We start from the raw sequence: 16,831 nt of genomic DNA on the forward strand, positions 1-16,831 counted from the left end.
GCTGCACACCCCGCAGTACGACACGAAAGCTCTGAACCCATGTCTCAGACCACTGGTGCCAGCTACGCGAGCGCGGGCGTCGACATCGAAGCGGGCGACCGCGCCGTCGAGCTCATGAAGGAGTGGGTGAAGAAGACCCGGCGCCCCGAGGTCCTCGGCGGCCTCGGCGGCTTCGCCGGTCTCTTCGACGCCTCCGCCCTCAAGCGCTACGAGCGTCCGCTGCTCGCCTCCGCCACCGACGGCGTCGGCACGAAGGTCGACATCGCCCGCCAGATGGGCGTGTACGACACCATCGGCCACGACCTGGTCGCCATGGTCATGGACGACATCGTCGTCTGCGGTGCCGAGCCGCTCTTCATGACCGACTACATCTGCGTCGGCAAGGTCCACCCCGAGCGGGTCGCCGCCATCGTCAAGGGCATCGCCGAGGGCTGTGTCCTGGCCGGCTGCGCCCTGGTCGGCGGCGAGACCGCGGAGCACCCGGGCCTGCTCGGACCGGACGACTTCGACGTGGCCGGCGCCGGCACCGGTGTCGTGGAGCACGACCGGCTGCTCGGCGCGGATCGTATCCGTACGGGTGACGCCGTCATCGCCATGGCGTCCTCCGGGCTTCACTCCAACGGGTACTCGCTCGTCCGGCACGTGGTCTTCGACCGCGCCGGCATGACCCTCGACCAGCGGGTCGAGGAGTTCGGCCGGACCCTGGGCGAGGAGCTCCTGGAGCCCACCAAGATCTACTCGCTCGACTGCCTGGCGCTCACCCGCACCACCGACGTGCACGCCTTCAGCCACATCACGGGCGGCGGCCTCGCCGCCAACCTGGCCCGGGTGATCCCGGACGGCCTGCACGCCGTGGTGGACCGCTCGACCTGGGCCCCTGGCGCCGTCTTCGACCTGGTCGGCACGGCCGGACAGGTCGAGCGCCTGGAGCTGGAGAAGACCCTGAACATGGGCGTCGGCATGATGGCCGTGGTCCCGGCCGACTCGGTCGACGTGGCCCTGACGACCCTCGCCGACCGGGGCGTGGAGTCCTGGGTCGCCGGCGAGATCACCGAGCGCGGCGACAAGGAGACCGGCGCCGAGCTGGTCGGCGACTACGCGAAGTAGCCGCCGCCACCGTAGAACGTACGCCGAAGAGCACCCCTTGACGTCAAGGGGTGCTCTTCGGCGTCACGCGTCGCGTGCCCGCCTGGCGGGCACGGCTCACCCCGGACAGCGCAGAAACCCGGTCCGGGGTGCCCGGACCGGGTTTCCATGTTCAGAAGGTCAAGCGCGACGCTGAGTGGACGCCGGACCGGACTCGTCGTCCTCGTCCTCGTCGTCCGTGTTGTAAAGATCCGCGTACTGCGCGTACGGGTCGTCTTCCTCGTCGTCGTCCTCGAACGGCTCGCCATTCGGCGGCTGGCTCGAAGTCGTCGAAGCGCCCAGCTCGTGGGCCAGACGCGCAAGGTCGGTCCCGCCGCTGCTGTACTTCAGCTGGCGGGCGACCTTGGTCTGCTTGGCCTTTGCCCGGCCGCGCCCCATGGCTCGACCCCCTCGGTGACGGGGCTCGACGGCCCCAGAGTCTTGACACGCGTTCATGGTTCGGAACGGGCTCTCGGGAGAGAGACCGGTCCGTAGGGCTTCAACGGTACCTGTTTCCGTCGGTCTACGGTACGCCGCGCGCATCACATACCCCGGTACAGAACCATCGAGGTGCCCTGTCCTCGCTGGTCAGTCGCGATTTTAACCTCTTCTTGATGTCCGACCCGCCGATCGGCGTGAGCGAAGTCTCGCGAATCGCCCCCGACGGCGGGCCGGATCTGTCAAGACTCAGGCCCGCCGCGCCTCGGCCATGCGCTGCTCGGCGATCCGGTCGGCCGCCGCGGCCGGTGGAATGCCGTCCGCCTTCGCACGTGCGAAGATCTCGAGCGTGGTGTCGAAGATCTTCGTGGCCTTGGCCTTGCAGCGGTCGAAGTCGAAGCCGTGCAGTTCGTCGGCGACCTGGATCACGCCACCGGCGTTGACCACGTAGTCGGGCGCGTAGAGGATCCCGCGCTCCACGAGGTCCTTCTCGATGCCCGGGTGGGCCAGCTGGTTGTTGGCCGCGCCGCAGACGACGCTCGCGGTGAGGAACGGCACCGTCTCCTCGCTCAGGGCGCCGCCCAGCGCGCAGGGCGCGTAGACGTCCAGGCCCTCGACGCGGATCAGGGCCGCCGTGTCGGCGACGACGGAGACCTGCGGGAACTTCTCGGTGATCCGGCGCACCGACTCCTCGCGGACGTCGGTGATCACGACCTCGGCGCCGTCGGAGATCAGGTGCTCCACCAGGTAGTGGCCGACCTTGCCGACGCCCGCGACGCCGACCTTGCGGCCGCGCAGCGTCGGGTCGCCCCACAGGTGCTGCGCGGAGGCGCGCATGCCCTGGAAGACGCCGAAGGCGGTGAGGACGGAGGAGTCGCCGGCGCCGCCGTTCTCGGGGGAGCGGCCGGTGGTCCACCGGTTGGTGCGGGCCACGACGTCCATGTCGGCCACGTAGGTGCCGACGTCGCAGGCGGTGACGTAGCGGCCGCCGAGGGAGGCCACGAAGCGGCCGTAGGCGAGGAGCAGCTCCTCGGTCTTGATCTGCTCGGGGTCGCCGATGATGACGGCCTTGCCGCCGCCGTGGTCGAGCCCGGCCATGGCGTTCTTGTACGACATGCCGCGGGACAGGTTGAGGGCGTCGGCGATCGCCTCGGCCTCGGTGGCGTACGGGTAGAAGCGGGTGCCGCCGAGGGCGGGGCCCAGGGCGGTGTTGTGGAGGGCGATGACGGCCTTGAGGCCCGTGGCGCGGTCCTGGCACAGCACGATCTGCTCGTGGCCCCCCTGCTCCGAGTGGAACAGGGTGTGCAGTACGTCAGGAACGCCGGTCACATCGGTCACGGTGGTGACTCCCAAAACGAGGCGGCGGAAGGTCCCCCCTGCGGGTGGGGGTGGGACCGGAACGGCAGAAGGTTAAGTCCTACCTGGCCGTAGCAGGGACGCAGTGCCGAGGATCACCCCCTCCAGGAGTACGCGCGTGGAAGGATTTGCGACATGTCGGTCGCGTCCTCGGTGCTGGTCCCCTACGCCTCCTATCTGCGCGTGTACGAGCCGCTGGCCGCGTTCCCGGTCGCGGAGCGGGAGTACTGGGCCCGCTACGCCCGCCGTACGGACCTCCCGGGCGCACAGGACGAACTGCGCCGCTCGCTGGCCGACTTGTTGCCGGTGCCGCCGGTGCCGGTGCCGGTGCACGAGAGCGGTGACGCGTTCGTGGCGGCCGTGGACGGGGCGGTGCTTGTCTGCCCGTGGCGGACCCGGCTGCGGGGCTGGCTGGCGATGGAGGAGCTGGTGGGCGGGACGCTGCCGGCGCCGGTCCTGGACGCGATGCTGCCGCCGGTGGTGCGGGAGCAGGTGGTGGCGGACCACGAGCGGTGGCTGGAGCGGAATCCGGACGCGCGGCCGTGGATCCGCAGCGCGGTGTGGCGGGTGCCGCTGAGCTGGTTCGCGCTGTTCTCGGACGAGGAGCGGGAGTACGCGCCGGCCGGCGGGGCGGGAGCGTCCGGTGGCGGGGTGGGAGGGTCCGTTGGTGGGGCGGGAGGGTCCGGTGGGGCGGTGCTGCGCTACCGGACGCCGATGGCGCAGGCGCGGCGGCGTCTCGCGCGGTCGCTGAAGGCCCTGCGGGGGGCGATCGCGGAGGGCCCGATGACCGAGAGCCTCGTCGGGGTGGGCCGCTGGCTGGAGGAGTTCCATCCGCGGGCGCTGGTGGAGCTGGACTACGGCGGTCTGGTGCACGCGGTCCCGGCCGAGGCGCTGGCGGCGGACCGGTCGGCGGCGGACGTGGCGGAGGGGATCGCGGCGCTGCGGGACGGCGAGGGGGAGGTCGCGCGGGAGGCCTACGAGCGTCTCGCGGAGCGGTGGCGGGCGGTCCGCAACCTGGAGTTCGCGAACTGACCATCGACAGGACATCTCCATCTGATGTAAATGATCTTCATCGCTGGACACCTGTTCGGGTCTTTGGTGTGCTCTGGTGGGACCGTTGGTGCGGGTGTGGCGGGACGTAGGTCCCGATCCGGGCCTTTGGCTCAAGCGTGACGGACAGCACTTACCGCACCCTTGCGCCTATCGCCCACCCTCGTGCCAAAATAGGACAAGGAGTCCGGGGAGGGTTCCTTCCGTCCAAGATTGGGCGGAACGCTCAGCATTGCACTCTATGGGGGGTCTGAGGACTCCTGATCGCTCTGTGACTGATCGTCACAGTGGCGTGACTGTCCGTTATGGCATGGTCCATCGACTTCCGCCGCTGATGAACACCTGCGAGGGCAATTCCATCGGTTTGGCCGACGTGGCTGGACGGATGGTGTAGTTGTAGTGCCGAGGACAAGCCGTTCGTCCTATAACCGACTCGGCCCGCTTCTGCCATTTCGGGCAAGGCGGGTCAAGGTGCAGAATTTAGAGGAAAGAACCGAGAAGGTTCGGTTCTCCCGAGGAGGCCGCTCATGACCGCTCGCACCCCTGATGCCGAGCCGCTGCTGACCCCTGCCGAGGTTGCCACGATGTTCCGCGTGGACCCGAAGACGGTGACCCGTTGGGCGAAGGCCGGAAAGCTCACGTCCATCCGCACCCTGGGTGGGCACCGCCGGTACCGCGAGGCCGAGGTCCGCGCTCTGCTGGCGGGCATTCCGCAGCAGCGCAGCGAGGCCTGAGGCGCACGCGAGGTACGCGACACCCCGTAACACCGGGCATCCGCCGGGTCCCCCAACCCGGTAAGCCCACCCCAAGCTCTGCCGGCGAACACCTGCCCCAACAGGTCTTCGCCATCGATCGCGCTGGACTCCGCCGGGTCCAGCGCGATCTTTTTGTGTCCGCGCCCACGGGTGTCCGGCTGGTGCAATTGCACATATTAAATCGGGGGCATGTAGGGAAGGTGTAAGTACGGTGGTTTCTGAAACGGATTCAGTGACACCCGTCACACGGCACGAGTCTTGCCAACCAACAGCCTGCCACTTCCGGGGAGTTCGCCAACGCGCCATTGGTCACCGCCCGGTGGGACCTTGGTCCCTCGTTCGTGGGAACGCGAGAAGGCCCGCACCGAACGGTGCGGGCCTTCTTCGCTTGCGATCCTGACGGGACTTGAACCCGCGACCTCCACCTTGACAGGGTGGCGAGCTAACCAACTGCTCCACAGGACCTTCGCAGCCTTTGAGCAGCGGCTGCGAGGAAAACTGTACAGCAGCTCGGCGGTCTGGTCGAACCGGCGCCGGGCCGCCCGGGGAACGGCACCGCCGAGGCGGCCGCCGGGGCGCCGCTCGGCCGCCTACGGGTCGCCCCCGGGCCGCCCTGGCCGCCTACGGGACGGCCGCGTCGATCGCCTTCACGATCCGCTTGTCCGACACCGGGTACGCCGTGCCGAGCGCGTGCGCGAAGTAGCTCACCCGCAGCTCCTCGATCATCCAGCGGATGTCCGTGACCGAGGACGGCACCGGGCGGCCCTTCGGCAGCTGCTCCAGGAGCCAGGCGTACTCGTCCAGCATCTCGTGGACCTTCTGCATCCGGGTGGTGTCCCGCTGCACGCCCGTCGGCATCTGCTGCAGCCGCCGGTCCACCGCCACCAGATAGCGCATCAGGTCCGGCAGCCGCTTCAGGCCCGTCCGCGTGACGAAGCCGGCCGGCATCAGCCAGGACAGCTGCTCGCGCACGTCCGTCAGGTTCGGCAGCAGCGCCGGGCTGCTCGTGGCCTTCAGCCGCCGCTCACACGCCTGCCAGGCCGCCAGGACCTGCTGCACCTGGCCCACCGTCCGCACGGTCAGCTCCACGAGGTCCGCGCGGACCCTGTCGTACAGCTTCCGGAACGACTCCTCGTCCCACACCGGGCCGCCGTGGTCCGCGATCAGCCGGTCGGCCGCCGCGGTCGCGCAGTCCTCGAAGAGGGCCTGGACCGAGCCGTGCGGGTTCGCGGACAGGGCCAGCTTCTGCTGGTTGGTCAGCCGGTCCGAGGCGAACTTCGCCGGGTTCACCGGGATGTTCAGCATGATCAGCTTCCGGGTGCCCCGCCACATCGCCTGCGCCTGCTCCTCCTCGGTGTCGAAGAGGCGTACGGCGACGCTGTCGCCCTCGTCCACGAGCGCCGGATAGGCCTTCACCGGCTGGCCGGCCCGCCGGGTCTCGAAGACCTTCGTCAGGGTCCCGATCGTCCAGTCCTTCAGCCCCGTGCGCTCCAGGGACGGCCCGGAGCCGTCCGGGCCCGCCGTGGCCGCCTTCGCGGCCTTGGAGAGCGCCTGACGGGCCTTGGGGCGCAAGCGGAGCTTCAGCGCCTCCAGGTCCTTGTCCTCGGCCAGCTTGCGGCGCCGTTCGTCGACGATCCGGAAGGTGATCTTGAGGTGCTCGGGGACCTTCGCCCAGTCGAAGTCGTCCGCCGTCAGCGGCACCCCGACCATCCGCTGGAGCTCGCGCGCGAGCGCCGTCGTCAGAGGCTCCTGCACCGGGACGGTGGAGTCCAGGAAGCGGGTCGCGAAGTTCGGCGCGGGCACGTAGTGGCGGCGGATCGGCTTGGGGAGCGAGCGGATCAGCTCCGTGACGACCTCCTCGCGCAGGCCCGGGATCTGCCAGTCGAAGCCCTCGTCGGTGACCTGGTTGAGCACCTGGAGCGGGATGTGGACGGTCACGCCGTCCGCGTCCGCGCCGGGCTCGAACTGGTACGTCACCCGGAACTTCAGCGGGCCCTGCCGCCACGAGTCCGGATAGTCGTCCTTGGTGACCCCGGCGGCCTTCTCGTTGATGAGCATCTCGCGCTCGAAGTCGAGGAACTCCGGCTCCTCGCGGCGCTTGTGCTTCCACCACGAGTCGAAGTGCGCCCCCGACACGACGTGCTCGGGCACCCGCTTGTCGTAGAAGTCGAACAGCGTCTCGTCGTCGACGAGGATGTCCCGGCGCCGGGCGCGGTGCTCCAACTCCTCGACCTCGGTGAGGAGTCTGCGGTTGTCGGCGAAGAACTTGTGGTGGGTGCGCCAGTCGCCCTCGACGAGCGCGTTGCGGATGAACAGCTCCCGGGAGACCTCGGGGTCGATCCGCCCGTAGTTCACCTTGCGGTCGGCGACGATCGGCACGCCGTACAGCGTCACCTTCTCGAAGGCCATGACCGCCGCCTGGTCCTTCTCCCAGTGCGGCTCGCTGTACGTCTTCTTCACCAGGTGCTGGGCCAGCGGCTCGACCCACTCGGGCTCGATCCGCGCGTTCACCCGTGCCCACAGCCGCGAGGTCTCCACCAGCTCGGCGGACATGACCATGCGCGGGGGCTTCTTGAAGAGCGCCGAGCCCGGGAAGATCGCGAACTTGGCGTTGCGGGCGCCCAGGTACTCGTTGCGGGTGCCCTCGCGCTTCGGGTCCCGGCCCTCCTTGGCGTCCTTCACGTCCTTCAGGCCGATGTGCGACAGCAGGCCGGCCAGCAGGGACACGTGCACGGACTGCTCCGGCACGGCTGTGTCCGCCGAAGGCTCCTCGACGTGGAGGCCCATCTGCTTGGCGACCGTGCGCAGCTGCGCGTAGATGTCCTGCCACTCGCGGATCCGCAGGAAGTTCAGGTACTCCTGCTTGCACATCCGGCGGAAGGACGACGAACCCCGCTCCTTCTGCTGCTCGCGGATGTAGCGCCACAGGTTGAGGAAGGCGAGGAAGTCGCTGGTCTCGTCCTTGAAGCGGGCGTGCATCTGGTCGGCCTGCGCCTGCTTCTCGGCCGGCCGCTCGCGCGGGTCCTGGATGGACAGCGCCGCCGCGATCACCATGACCTCGCGGACGCAGCCGTTCTTGTCGGCCTCCAGGACCATGCGGGCGAGCCGGGGGTCGACCGGCAGCTGGGAGAGCTTGCGGCCCAGCTCGGTGAGCCGCTTCTTCGGGTCCTTCTGGGTCGGGTCGAGCGCGCCGAGCTCCTGGAGGAGCTGCACGCCGTCCCGGATGTTGCGGTGGTCCGGCGGGTCGATGAAGGGGAACTTCTCGATGTCGCCGAGGCCGGCCGCGGTCATCTGGAGGATGACGGAGGCCAGGTTGGTCCGCAGGATCTCCGCGTCCGTGAACTCCGGGCGGGTGAGGAAGTCGTCCTCGGAGTACAGCCGGATGCAGATGCCGTCCGAGGTACGGCCGCAGCGGCCCTTGCGCTGGTTGGCGCTGGCCTGCGAGATCGGCTCGATCGGCAGCCGCTGCACCTTGGTGCGGTGCGAGTAGCGCGAGATGCGGGCGGTGCCCGGATCGATCACGTACTTGATGCCGGGGACGGTCAGGGAGGTCTCGGCGACGTTCGTGGCGAGGACGATCCGGCGGCCGGAGTGGGCCTGGAAGACCCGGTGCTGCTCGGCGTGCGACAGCCGGGCGTAGAGCGGCAGGATCTCGGTGTTGAAGAGTTTCTTCTTCGTCAGCGCGTCCGCCGTGTCGCGGATCTCCCGCTCGCCGGAGAGGAAGACCAGGATGTCGCCCGGCCCCTCCTTCTGGAGCTCGTCGACCGCGTCGCAGATCGCCGTGATCTGGTCCCGGTCGGACTCGTCGGAGTCCTCCTCCAGGAGCGGGCGGTAGCGGACCTCCACCGGATACGTGCGGCCGCTGACCTCGACGATCGGCGCGTCCCCGAAGTGGCGGGAGAAGCGCTCGGGGTCGATGGTCGCGGAGGTGATCACGACCTTCAGGTCCGGGCGCTTCGGCAGCAGCTGGGCCAGATAGCCGAGCAGGAAGTCGATGTTGAGGGACCGCTCGTGGGCCTCGTCGATGATGATCGTGTCGTACGCGCGCAGCTCGCGGTCCGTCTGGATCTCGGCGAGCAGGATGCCGTCCGTCATCAGCTTGACGAAGGTCGCGTCCGGGTTGACCTGGTCGGTGAAGCGGACCTTCCAGCCGACCGCCTCGCCCAGCGGCGTCTTCAGCTCCTCCGCGACCCGCTCGGCGACCGTGCGGGCGGCGATCCGGCGGGGCTGGGTGTGCCCGATCATGCCCCGGACGCCACGGCCCAGTTCCAGGCAGATCTTCGGGATCTGCGTCGTCTTTCCGGAACCGGTCTCACCGGCGACGATCACGACCTGGTGGTCGCGTATCGCCTCCAGGATCTCGTCCTTCTTCTGCGAGACCGGGAGCTGCTCGGGGTAGGTGACCGTGGGCACGCGGGCGGCGCGCGCGTCGACGCGCTCCTTGGCCTTGGCCGCCTCGGCGGCGATCTCGTCCAGGACGGCCTCGCGGGCCTCGGGCTTGCGGATGCGGCGGGCGCCTTCGAGACGGCGGCCGAGCCGGTGGGAGTCCCGCAGCGAGACCTCGGCCAGGACGGACTGGAGGGCGGCGAAGGAAGTAGACATACGGAATCCAGGATCGCACCTGCGGCCGAGAAGCGGCGAACCGATTTACGAGTCGGTCCCCGCGCCCGGGTCCGGCCGGGAGCCTCCCGTGCCCGCCCGTCCCCCGGCCCCGTCCCATCCGGCGCCCCCGCGCCCGGGTCCGGCCCTTGTTCCCCGTCGCGCCCCGCCCGCCGGCACCTGGTCCCCGGGGCGGCGGCGGCCCGCTGCGTACTATTTCGGGCACGCCCACCTGAAAGGTCTCTCCCATGTCCCGTACCGCTCGCGCGCTGGCGGCGTTCGCCGCGCTGGCGGGGCTGGTGCTCGGGCTGGTGGTCTGCGGGGCGGCGGTGGCCGCTCCGGCGGGCACGATCCAGGTGGCCGCGCCCGGGTCCGCGAACCCCGGCTGTGGCGAGGGCCACGGCGGCGACGAGGGCGCGGCCGGGCCCGCCGTACCGCCGCGCTCCCACGGCCTCGGGGAACTGCTGTCGGCACTGGCGGCGGACCGGAGCTCGTGCGGCGGCTGGGGCGGTGACGCCGACGTACGGGAGACCGTGCCGGGCCCCGCGCCGCCGGGGCTCGTACCGCCGTCACCGGTGGAGCTGTCGATCCTGCGGGTGTAGACGACCGGCGCGCCCCTTCGCCACCCGTCGTCCCTTTCCTCCCCGTTCAGGAGTGCTTCAGCATGCCCACGTCCCCGTCCAAGTCGACGAACAAGACCACGAGCAAGTCCACGAGCAGGCCCCGGCCCGCGTCCCCGTCCGCCTCGAAGTCCAAGCCGGTCCTGATCGTCGCCGGGGTGGCCGTCGCCGCCGCGCTGCTCGGTCTCGTCTCGTACACCGCCACCAAGCCGGACGCGCCCGGCCGCTCCGGTGGCTCCTCGGCCGTCGCCGAGGTGACCGCCGACCCGTCCGCCGGCGTCTACCCCGAGCTGGAGGCGTACGCCCGCCGTGACGCCGCCGACCGGCTCGCCCTCGGCCGGGCCGACGCGCCCGTCGTCCTGATCGAGTACGCCGACTTCAAGTGCGGCTACTGCGGGAAGTTCGCCCGGGACACCGAGCCGGAGCTGGTGAAGAAGTACGTGGACACCGGCACCCTGCGCATCGAGTGGCGGAACTTCCCGATCTTCGGCGAGGAGTCCGAGGCGGCGGCCCGGGCCTCGTGGGCGGCCGGGCAGCAGGGCCGGTTCTGGGAGTTCCACAAGGCGGCGTACGCGCCGGGCGCCAAGGAGAAGGGCTTCGGCACGGAGCGCCTGACCGCCCTGGCGAAGGAGGCGGGCGTGCCGGACCTGGCCCGCTTCGCCCGGGACGCGGACAGCGCGGCGGCCCGGGAGTCGGTGCGCCGGGACCAGGAACAGGGCTACTCGCTCGGCGCCACCTCCACCCCGTCCTTCCTCGTCAACGGCCGGCCCATCGCCGGCGCCCAGCCGATGGAGACCTTCACGGAGGCGATCGAGGCGGCGGCGAAGACGGCCGCCGCCAAGAAGCCGGGGCCGGGACGATGACCTCCGGAATCGGCTACTTCGCCGCGTTCCTCGGCGGTCTGCTCGCCCTGCTCAGCCCGTGCAGCGCCCTGCTGCTCCCGGCCTTCTTCGCGTACTCCGTCGACACCCGCGCCCGCCTCCTGGCCAGGACCGGGATCTTCTACGGGGGACTGGCCACCACCCTCGTGCCGCTGGGCGCGGCCGGCTCCTTCGCCGGGCGGCTCTTCTACGGCCACCGGGACCTGCTCGTGGCCGTGGGCGGCTGGCTGATCGTGGCCCTCGGGGTGCTCCAGATCCTCGGCCTGGGCTTCGCGTCCCGCCGGATGAGCGAGCTCAGCGGCCGGATCCGGCCCACGACCGCGTTCTCCGTCTACGCGCTCGGCCTCGTCTACGGCCTGGCCGGCTTCTGCGCGGGCCCCATCCTGGGCAGCGTCCTGACGGTCGCGGCGCTCAGCGGCAGCCCGGTCTACGGGGGCCTGCTGCTCGCGGCGTACGCGCTGGGGATGGCCGTTCCGCTGTTCGTGCTCGCGCTGCTCTGGGAGCGTTACGACCTGGGGCGGCGGCGCTGGCTGCGGGGCCGGCCGATCCGCGTCGGCCGCTTCGCGCTGCACTCGACCTCGCTGCTCTCGGGCCTCTTCTTCATCGCCCTGGGCACCCTCTTCCTGGTCTTCGACGGCACCACGGCCCTGCCCGGGCTGCTCTCGGTCGACGACTCCTTCGCGGTGGAGGAGCGGGTGGCGGGCCTCGGCCGCGCGGTCCCGGACTGGGCGCTGCTCGTGGCCGTGGTCGTGGCGGTGGCGGCGGTCCTGGGGTGGCGGGCGCGGCCGGGGGCCCGGCGCCGGGAGGACGCCTGAGCGGGCCGGGCGGCCGGGCGGCTACGGCCGTACGGAGGGGCGCGGACTCCTCCGTACGGCCGTAGCGGGACCGTTCTCGAGACCTCCGGGGGTGCACGAAAAAGGCCCCGTTCTTTCGAACGGGGCCTTTTCTTTGTGGCTGGGGCCGGGGTCGAACCGGCGACCTATCGCTTTTCAGGCGATCGCTCGTACCAACTGAGCTACCCAGCCACGAGACTGTTTCCAGCCTCAGCGATCCTGACGGGACTTGAACCCGCGACCTCCACCTTGACAGGGTGGCGAGCTAACCAACTGCTCCACAGGACCTTATGGTGTGCGAGAACCAGTCTCGCACATGGTTGTGCGTGCCCCCAACGGGATTCGAACCCGTGCTACCGCCTTGAAAGGGCGGCGTCCTGGGCCACTAGACGATGAGGGCTAAGAGGCCCGCCTGGGCGCTTCTCAGCGCGTCGGGGACGTGAGAAGCATATGGGATGGCAGGCGGTATCGCCAAAACGGTTTCCCGAGGGGGGAGAATGAGCGGGTGCTGGAGATGACGCGCGAGGAGTTCGAGGAGCTCGTCGCCGAGGCCCTGGACCGGATTCCGCCGGAGCTGACCCGGCTGATGGACAACGTCGCCGTGTTCGTCGAGGACGAGCCGCCCTCCGACGACCCGGAGCTCCTGGGGCTCTACGAGGGGACGCCGCTGACCGACCGGGGCGAGTGGTACGCCGGCGTGCTCCCGGACCGGATCACCATCTACCGGGGGCCGACGCTGCGGATGTGCGCGTCGCGCGAGGACGTGGTCGCGGAGACGGAGATCACCGTCGTGCACGAGATCGCCCACCACTTCGGCATCGACGACGAACGGCTGCACGCGCTCGGCTACGGCTGAGCCGGCGCCGCGGGTGCCCAGGGCGCGCCGGGCGGCGCCTTCGGGGCGCACGGGGGTGTGTTGGAGGTCCGCCCCGGGCGTGTCCCGGGCGCATGCCGGGCGGGCCCCGGGCGTGTCCCTTGTGGTGTCAAGGGAGTTGGGCAGGGCAACGCGTGCGAACCGCGTTCCCGTTCCTGCCTGACCCGTCCTGGAGGTGCCTCCGTGCGCCATTTGCCCACCCCCGTGAGATGGGCCGCCACCGCGCTGGCGGTCGCCGCCTGTGCGGGTCTGAGCGGCTGTATGAGTGTCGGCGAGGACGGCGCGAAGCCGGCGCCCAGCACGTCCGCGGGCAAGGGCGGCGAGGCGGCCGGCTCCGGTGAGGACGGCGGACTCGCCGGTGGCCACGGCGGGGGCGGTTACGACCGTACGGGGCGCGGCGGGCCCGATCCGGACGGCGAGGGCGAGGAGACCCCAGTACCGAGCGGATCGCCGTCCGCGTCGGCCAGGCCGACCGGCGGGGCGGGCCCGGCCGGTCCCGGCGGGTCGCCGAAGCCGCAGCCGCCACCGGGCGGCGGCGCCGACGGTGGTGCCGACGGCGGAGGCTCGGGCGCGCCGGGCGGCGCGACCACGCCGCCGGTGGACCCGTCGCCGACCCCGACCCCGGAGCCGACGCCGACGCAGGAGCCGACGCCCGATCCGACGGTGAGCGAGAGCCCCACGACGACCCCCGGCGCGGACACCCACATGGGTGCCATGCGGGCGGCCGACGGGCCCGGGGGCACGACGGAGCCGGAGGCATCGCCGCAGGCCAGGCCGGTGTAGCCCGGCTGTGACGGAGCTCGGTTTGCCTTAAGCGGGGGAGAGTGCGTATGGTGGTAGATCGTTTGATCCCATTTGCCCGGCGCCACGACCGAAGAGCGCCGTGACTGGCGCGTACTCTCCCTTGCCGTGGCTGACCGCATTGAGGCGGTCGATATGCGAAACACGGAGTTGACGGGCGCGTGCCGAGACTCCGGAAGGTTTCGCATTTCGCATGTCCATTTTCAGTTCTGACCACGCCGTCCTGCCCGAGAACGACGAGATCATCGACGTCGCCGACGTCGTGGAGGCCGCCGAGGCCGCCCTCGACGCGGGTGTCGAGACCACCGTCGAGGCCGACGACGCCTCCGCCGAGCCCGAGCTCACCTTCGGTGACCTGGGCCTGCCCGAGGGCGTCGTGCGCAAGCTCGCCCAGAACGGTGTGACCACCCCCTTCCCGATCCAGGCCGCGACCATCCCGGACGCCCTGGCCGGCAAGGACATCCTCGGCCGCGGCCGTACCGGCTCCGGCAAGACCCTCTCCTTCGGTCTGCCGCTGCTCGCCACCCTGGCCGGCGGCCACACCGAGAAGAAGAAGCCCCGCGGCGTCATCCTCGTCCCGACCCGTGAGCTCGCGATGCAGGTCGCGGACGCCCTCCAGCCCTACGGCGACGTGCTCGGCCTGAAGATGAAGGTCGTCTGCGGCGGTACGTCCATGGGCAACCAGATCTACGCCCTGGAGCGCGGCGTCGACATCCTCGTCGCCACCCCGGGCCGCCTGCGCGACATCATCAACCGCGGCGCCTGCTCCCTGGAGCAGGTCAAGATCGCCGTCCTCGACGAGGCCGACCAGATGGCCGACCTGGGCTTCATGCCCGAGGTCACCGAGCTGCTCGACCAGATCCCCGAGGGCGGCCAGCGCCTGCTGTTCTCCGCCACGCTGGAGAACGAGATCGACAGCCTGGTCAAGCGCTACCTGGTCGACCCGGTCACCCACGAGGTCGACCCGTCCGCCGGTGCCGTCACGACGATGACCCACCACGTCCTGGTCGTGAAGCCCAAGGACAAGGCCCCGGTCACCGCCGCCATCGCCGCCCGCAAGGGCCGCACCATCATCTTCGTCCGCACCCAGCTGGGCGCCGACCGCGTCGCCGAGCAGCTGCGCGACTCCGGTGTGAAGGCCGACGCGCTGCACGGCGGCATGACCCAGGGCGCCCGCACCCGGACCCTGGCCGACTTCAAGGACGGTTACGTCAACGTCCTCGTCGCCACCGACGTCGCCGCCCGCGGCATCCACGTCGACGGCATCGACCTGGTCCTGAACGTGGACCCGGCCGGCGACCACAAGGACTACCTGCACCGCTCGGGCCGCACCGCCCGCGCCGGCCGCTCCGGTGTCGTGGTCTCCCTGGCCCTGCCGCACCAGCGCCGCCAGATCTTCCGCCTGATGGAGGACGCGGGCGTCGACGCCTCGCGCCACATCGTCGGCGGGGCGGGCGCCTTCGACCCCGAGGTCGCCGAGATCACCGGCGCCCGGTCCCTGACCGAGGTGCAGGCCGACTCCGCGAACAACGCCGCCAAGCAGGCCGAGCGCGAGGTCGCCGACCTGACGAAGCAGCTGGAGCGCCTGCAGCGCCGTGCCGTCGAGCTCCGCGAGGAGGCCGACCGCCTGGTGGCCCGCGCCGCCCGCGAGCGCGGTGAGGACCCGGAGGCCGCGATCGCCGAGGTGACCGAGGCCGCCGAGGCCGAGCTCGCCGCGGCCGTGGTCGCGGAGCCCGTCCGCGAGGAGCGCCGCGACTTCGACCGCGACCGCCGGGACGACCGCCCGTCGTTCAACCGTGACCGTCGGGACGAGCGTCCGGCGTTCAACCGTGACCGTCGTGACGACCGCGGTGGCGACCGTGGCGGTGACCGTGGTGGCTTCCGCCGCGACGACCGCCCGTCGTTCAACCGTGACCGTCGCGATGAGCGTCCGGCGTTCAACCGTGACCGTCGTGACGACCGCGGTGGCGACCGTGGCGGTGACCGTGGTGGCTTCCGCCGCGACGACCGCCCGTCCTTCAACCGCGACCGCCGCGACGACCGCCCCACCGGCGGCCACCGCGGCAGCGACCGCCCGTTCAACCGTGACCGTCGCGATGAGCGTCCGGCGTTCAACCGTGACCGTCGTGACGACCGCCCGTCGTTCAACCGCGACCGCCGCGACGACCGCGGTGGCTTCCGCCGCGACGACAAGCCGCGCTGGAAGCGCAACGGCTGACACGCCGACAGGGCCCCTGCCCGCACATGAGTGCGGGCAGGGGCCCTGCCCTTTGCGGCACCGCACGCGGCAGAGCCGATACCCGATCGGTTTGGAGGAGGTATCGGGCTATGCTGCTCGGGTGTGCTTGTCCACGGGCCGTTAGCTCAATTGGCAGAGCAGTGGACTTTTAATCCATTGGTTGTGGGTTCGAGTCCCACACGGCCTACCGAGAGCAGGCGAGGGGAAACCCTCTGACCTGCTGCGGAGCGCCCCGACCGGCTTCGGCTGGTCGGGGCGCTCCGTCGTTCGGGGCCCGTGCGTGAGCGATGCGAGAGCGGGAGGCGGTGTGCTCGAAGACATCGGCAGTTTCGGGAATTCGCACCGGCTGACTCCTGCCGACTCCTAGACTCGAGCGGTGGCTGACAAGCGCCCGCCGGGGACCTTGGGACTCGACCTGCGAAGCCGGAGCCCTCGGCCGTGCGGGTTGTGCGGTGACACGCGGCGGATGTCTCGGGCCCATGTTCCGCCCCAGGCTGCTGGCAATGGCGACAGAGTGACGAGTGCGGTCGTCCGTATCTCTGATGGGGTCCGTATGCACGGCCGCCCCGCAGCCGGGGGTCTCTGGCTGCGAGGGTTGTGCGAGCAGTGCAACAACTTCGCGGGCGCGCGGTACGACGCCGCCTACGGCGACTTCGTGAGAAGGCTTCGGACGTACGGGCGAGCGGCCAAGCACCTCCAGTTCGTGGATCCGCAGGCTCCGCCGGCCGTCTCTGTAGCGCCAGGGCTGGTGGCACGGTCGGTCCTGATCGGCATGTTCGCCATCAGCCCGCACCTGCGGCTTCTCTTTCCCCAGCTCGCGGCCGAACTCCATGAGGGCAAGACGGGGATCGCCATGCCAGAGACTCTCGCCCTGCGTATGGCGATCTACCCCCACAGGACTGCACGGCTGACTGGCCCCGTCTACTCCCAGAGGGTCCTCGGGAAGCGGGAGCACTACAACACGTTCGCTGAGGTGTACTTTCCTCCGCTTGCCTGGGTTCTGACGGCCCAGGAGAGAGGCGCACCATTCAGTGGTGTCGAGTCGGTCCTTGATCGACAAGGCTGGGCGGTCGCCAACGAGTGGATTCGGTTCGGTGAAGATGTCACGTCCGTGGATCTTCGTAACCTCTGTCGCCGTATCCCGGTCGTCCGGCATCCCCTTGCTGACCCATCGCAATGGATGGAGATGTACAGCGACGAGGTGACCGCGTTCCTGGAAGGGCTTGTACCGCTCTGAGGCCGGTGGCGGAGAGCGGCGTC

General features: G+C 70.6%; 13 protein-coding genes and 5 tRNA genes. 11 read left to right on the forward strand and 7 right to left on the reverse strand.

Features of this window, described 5'->3' with window-relative positions:
• The first annotated feature begins 39 nt into the window (after window positions 1–39).
• The gene (purM, locus tag ABTZ91_RS11620; RefSeq protein WP_352076942.1) at window positions 40–1,107 is read left to right on the forward strand and encodes a phosphoribosylformylglycinamidine cyclo-ligase; all 1,068 of its coding nucleotides are present in this window, start codon (window positions 40–42) and stop codon (window positions 1,105–1,107) included.
• Between the two features lie 159 nt (window positions 1,108–1,266).
• On the opposite strand, the gene ABTZ91_RS11625 is transcribed toward purM, so the two are convergent.
• Both ABTZ91_RS11625 and ABTZ91_RS11630 read right to left on the reverse strand, forming a co-directional pair.
• Complete coding sequence (locus ABTZ91_RS11625; protein WP_345486740.1) at window positions 1,267–1,524, reverse strand: DUF3073 domain-containing protein; 258 nt, start codon at window positions 1,522–1,524, stop codon at window positions 1,267–1,269.
• A 288-nt stretch (window positions 1,525–1,812) separates the two neighbouring features.
• A complete protein-coding gene (locus ABTZ91_RS11630) occupies window positions 1,813–2,901 on the reverse strand; it encodes a Glu/Leu/Phe/Val dehydrogenase dimerization domain-containing protein (protein ID WP_352076943.1) in 1,089 nt (362 codons plus the stop codon).
• Between the two features lie 153 nt (window positions 2,902–3,054).
• On the opposite strand from ABTZ91_RS11630, the gene ABTZ91_RS11635 reads away from it, so the two are divergent.
• Together ABTZ91_RS11635 and bldC are read left to right on the forward strand one after the other, a co-directional pair.
• The gene (locus tag ABTZ91_RS11635; RefSeq protein WP_352076944.1) at window positions 3,055–3,951 is read left to right on the forward strand and encodes a hypothetical protein; all 897 of its coding nucleotides are present in this window, start codon (window positions 3,055–3,057) and stop codon (window positions 3,949–3,951) included.
• 545 nt (window positions 3,952–4,496) lie between these two features.
• On the forward strand, window positions 4,497–4,703 hold the full coding sequence (gene bldC / locus ABTZ91_RS11640; RefSeq protein ID WP_003949541.1) for a developmental transcriptional regulator BldC: 207 nt from the start codon (window positions 4,497–4,499) through the stop codon (window positions 4,701–4,703).
• A gap of 412 nt (window positions 4,704–5,115) precedes the next feature.
• Here the strand turns inward: bldC and ABTZ91_RS11645 are convergent.
• Both ABTZ91_RS11645 and hrpA read right to left on the reverse strand, forming a co-directional pair.
• A tRNA-Asp gene (locus ABTZ91_RS11645) sits at window positions 5,116–5,189 on the reverse strand.
• A gap of 156 nt (window positions 5,190–5,345) precedes the next feature.
• Complete coding sequence (hrpA, locus tag ABTZ91_RS11650; RefSeq protein WP_352076945.1) at window positions 5,346–9,326, reverse strand: ATP-dependent RNA helicase HrpA; 3,981 nt, start codon at window positions 9,324–9,326, stop codon at window positions 5,346–5,348.
• A gap of 245 nt (window positions 9,327–9,571) precedes the next feature.
• Between hrpA and ABTZ91_RS11655 the strand changes: the two genes are divergently transcribed.
• The 3 genes from ABTZ91_RS11655 (at window position 9,572) to ABTZ91_RS11665 (ending at window position 11,639) form a co-directional block, all read left to right on the forward strand.
• Complete coding sequence (locus tag ABTZ91_RS11655; protein WP_352076946.1) at window positions 9,572–9,925, forward strand: hypothetical protein; 354 nt, start codon at window positions 9,572–9,574, stop codon at window positions 9,923–9,925.
• A 62-nt stretch (window positions 9,926–9,987) separates the two neighbouring features.
• On the forward strand, window positions 9,988–10,806 hold the full coding sequence (locus ABTZ91_RS11660; RefSeq protein ID WP_352076947.1) for a DsbA family protein: 819 nt from the start codon (window positions 9,988–9,990) through the stop codon (window positions 10,804–10,806).
• Entirely contained in the window at window positions 10,803–11,639 is an 837-nt protein-coding gene (locus ABTZ91_RS11665) for a cytochrome c biogenesis CcdA family protein (protein WP_352076948.1), read from the forward strand. The genes ABTZ91_RS11660 and ABTZ91_RS11665 overlap by 4 nt, the downstream gene beginning before the upstream one ends.
• A 136-nt stretch (window positions 11,640–11,775) precedes the next feature.
• On the opposite strand, the gene ABTZ91_RS11670 is transcribed toward ABTZ91_RS11665, so the two are convergent.
• From ABTZ91_RS11670 to ABTZ91_RS11680, 3 genes are all read right to left on the reverse strand, one after another.
• Window positions 11,776–11,849, reverse strand: a tRNA-Phe gene (locus ABTZ91_RS11670).
• Window positions 11,850–11,871: 22 nt separating this feature from the next.
• Window positions 11,872–11,945 (reverse strand) — tRNA-Asp (locus ABTZ91_RS11675).
• Between the two features lie 39 nt (window positions 11,946–11,984).
• A tRNA-Glu gene (locus ABTZ91_RS11680) sits at window positions 11,985–12,057 on the reverse strand.
• Between the two features lie 105 nt (window positions 12,058–12,162).
• On the opposite strand from ABTZ91_RS11680, the gene ABTZ91_RS11685 reads away from it, so the two are divergent.
• The 5 genes from ABTZ91_RS11685 (at window position 12,163) to ABTZ91_RS11705 (ending at window position 16,808) form a co-directional block, all read left to right on the forward strand.
• Complete coding sequence (locus ABTZ91_RS11685; RefSeq protein ID WP_352076949.1) at window positions 12,163–12,513, forward strand: metallopeptidase family protein; 351 nt, start codon at window positions 12,163–12,165, stop codon at window positions 12,511–12,513.
• Between the two features lie 201 nt (window positions 12,514–12,714).
• Window positions 12,715–13,314: a hypothetical protein gene (locus ABTZ91_RS11690; protein WP_352076950.1), complete on the forward strand. Its 600-nt coding sequence runs from the start codon at window positions 12,715–12,717 to the stop codon at window positions 13,312–13,314.
• A gap of 211 nt (window positions 13,315–13,525) precedes the next feature.
• The gene (locus tag ABTZ91_RS11695; RefSeq protein ID WP_352076951.1) at window positions 13,526–15,550 is read left to right on the forward strand and encodes a DEAD/DEAH box helicase; all 2,025 of its coding nucleotides are present in this window, start codon (window positions 13,526–13,528) and stop codon (window positions 15,548–15,550) included.
• A gap of 135 nt (window positions 15,551–15,685) precedes the next feature.
• Window positions 15,686–15,758, forward strand: a tRNA-Lys gene (locus ABTZ91_RS11700).
• 408 nt (window positions 15,759–16,166) lie between these two features.
• Complete coding sequence (locus ABTZ91_RS11705; RefSeq protein ID WP_352076952.1) at window positions 16,167–16,808, forward strand: hypothetical protein; 642 nt, start codon at window positions 16,167–16,169, stop codon at window positions 16,806–16,808.
• Window positions 16,809–16,831: the final 23 nt, after the last annotated feature.

The sequence above is a fragment of the Streptomyces sp. NPDC126499 genome (assembly GCF_040302485.1).
Classification (GTDB): domain Bacteria; phylum Actinomycetota; class Actinomycetes; order Streptomycetales; family Streptomycetaceae; genus Streptomyces.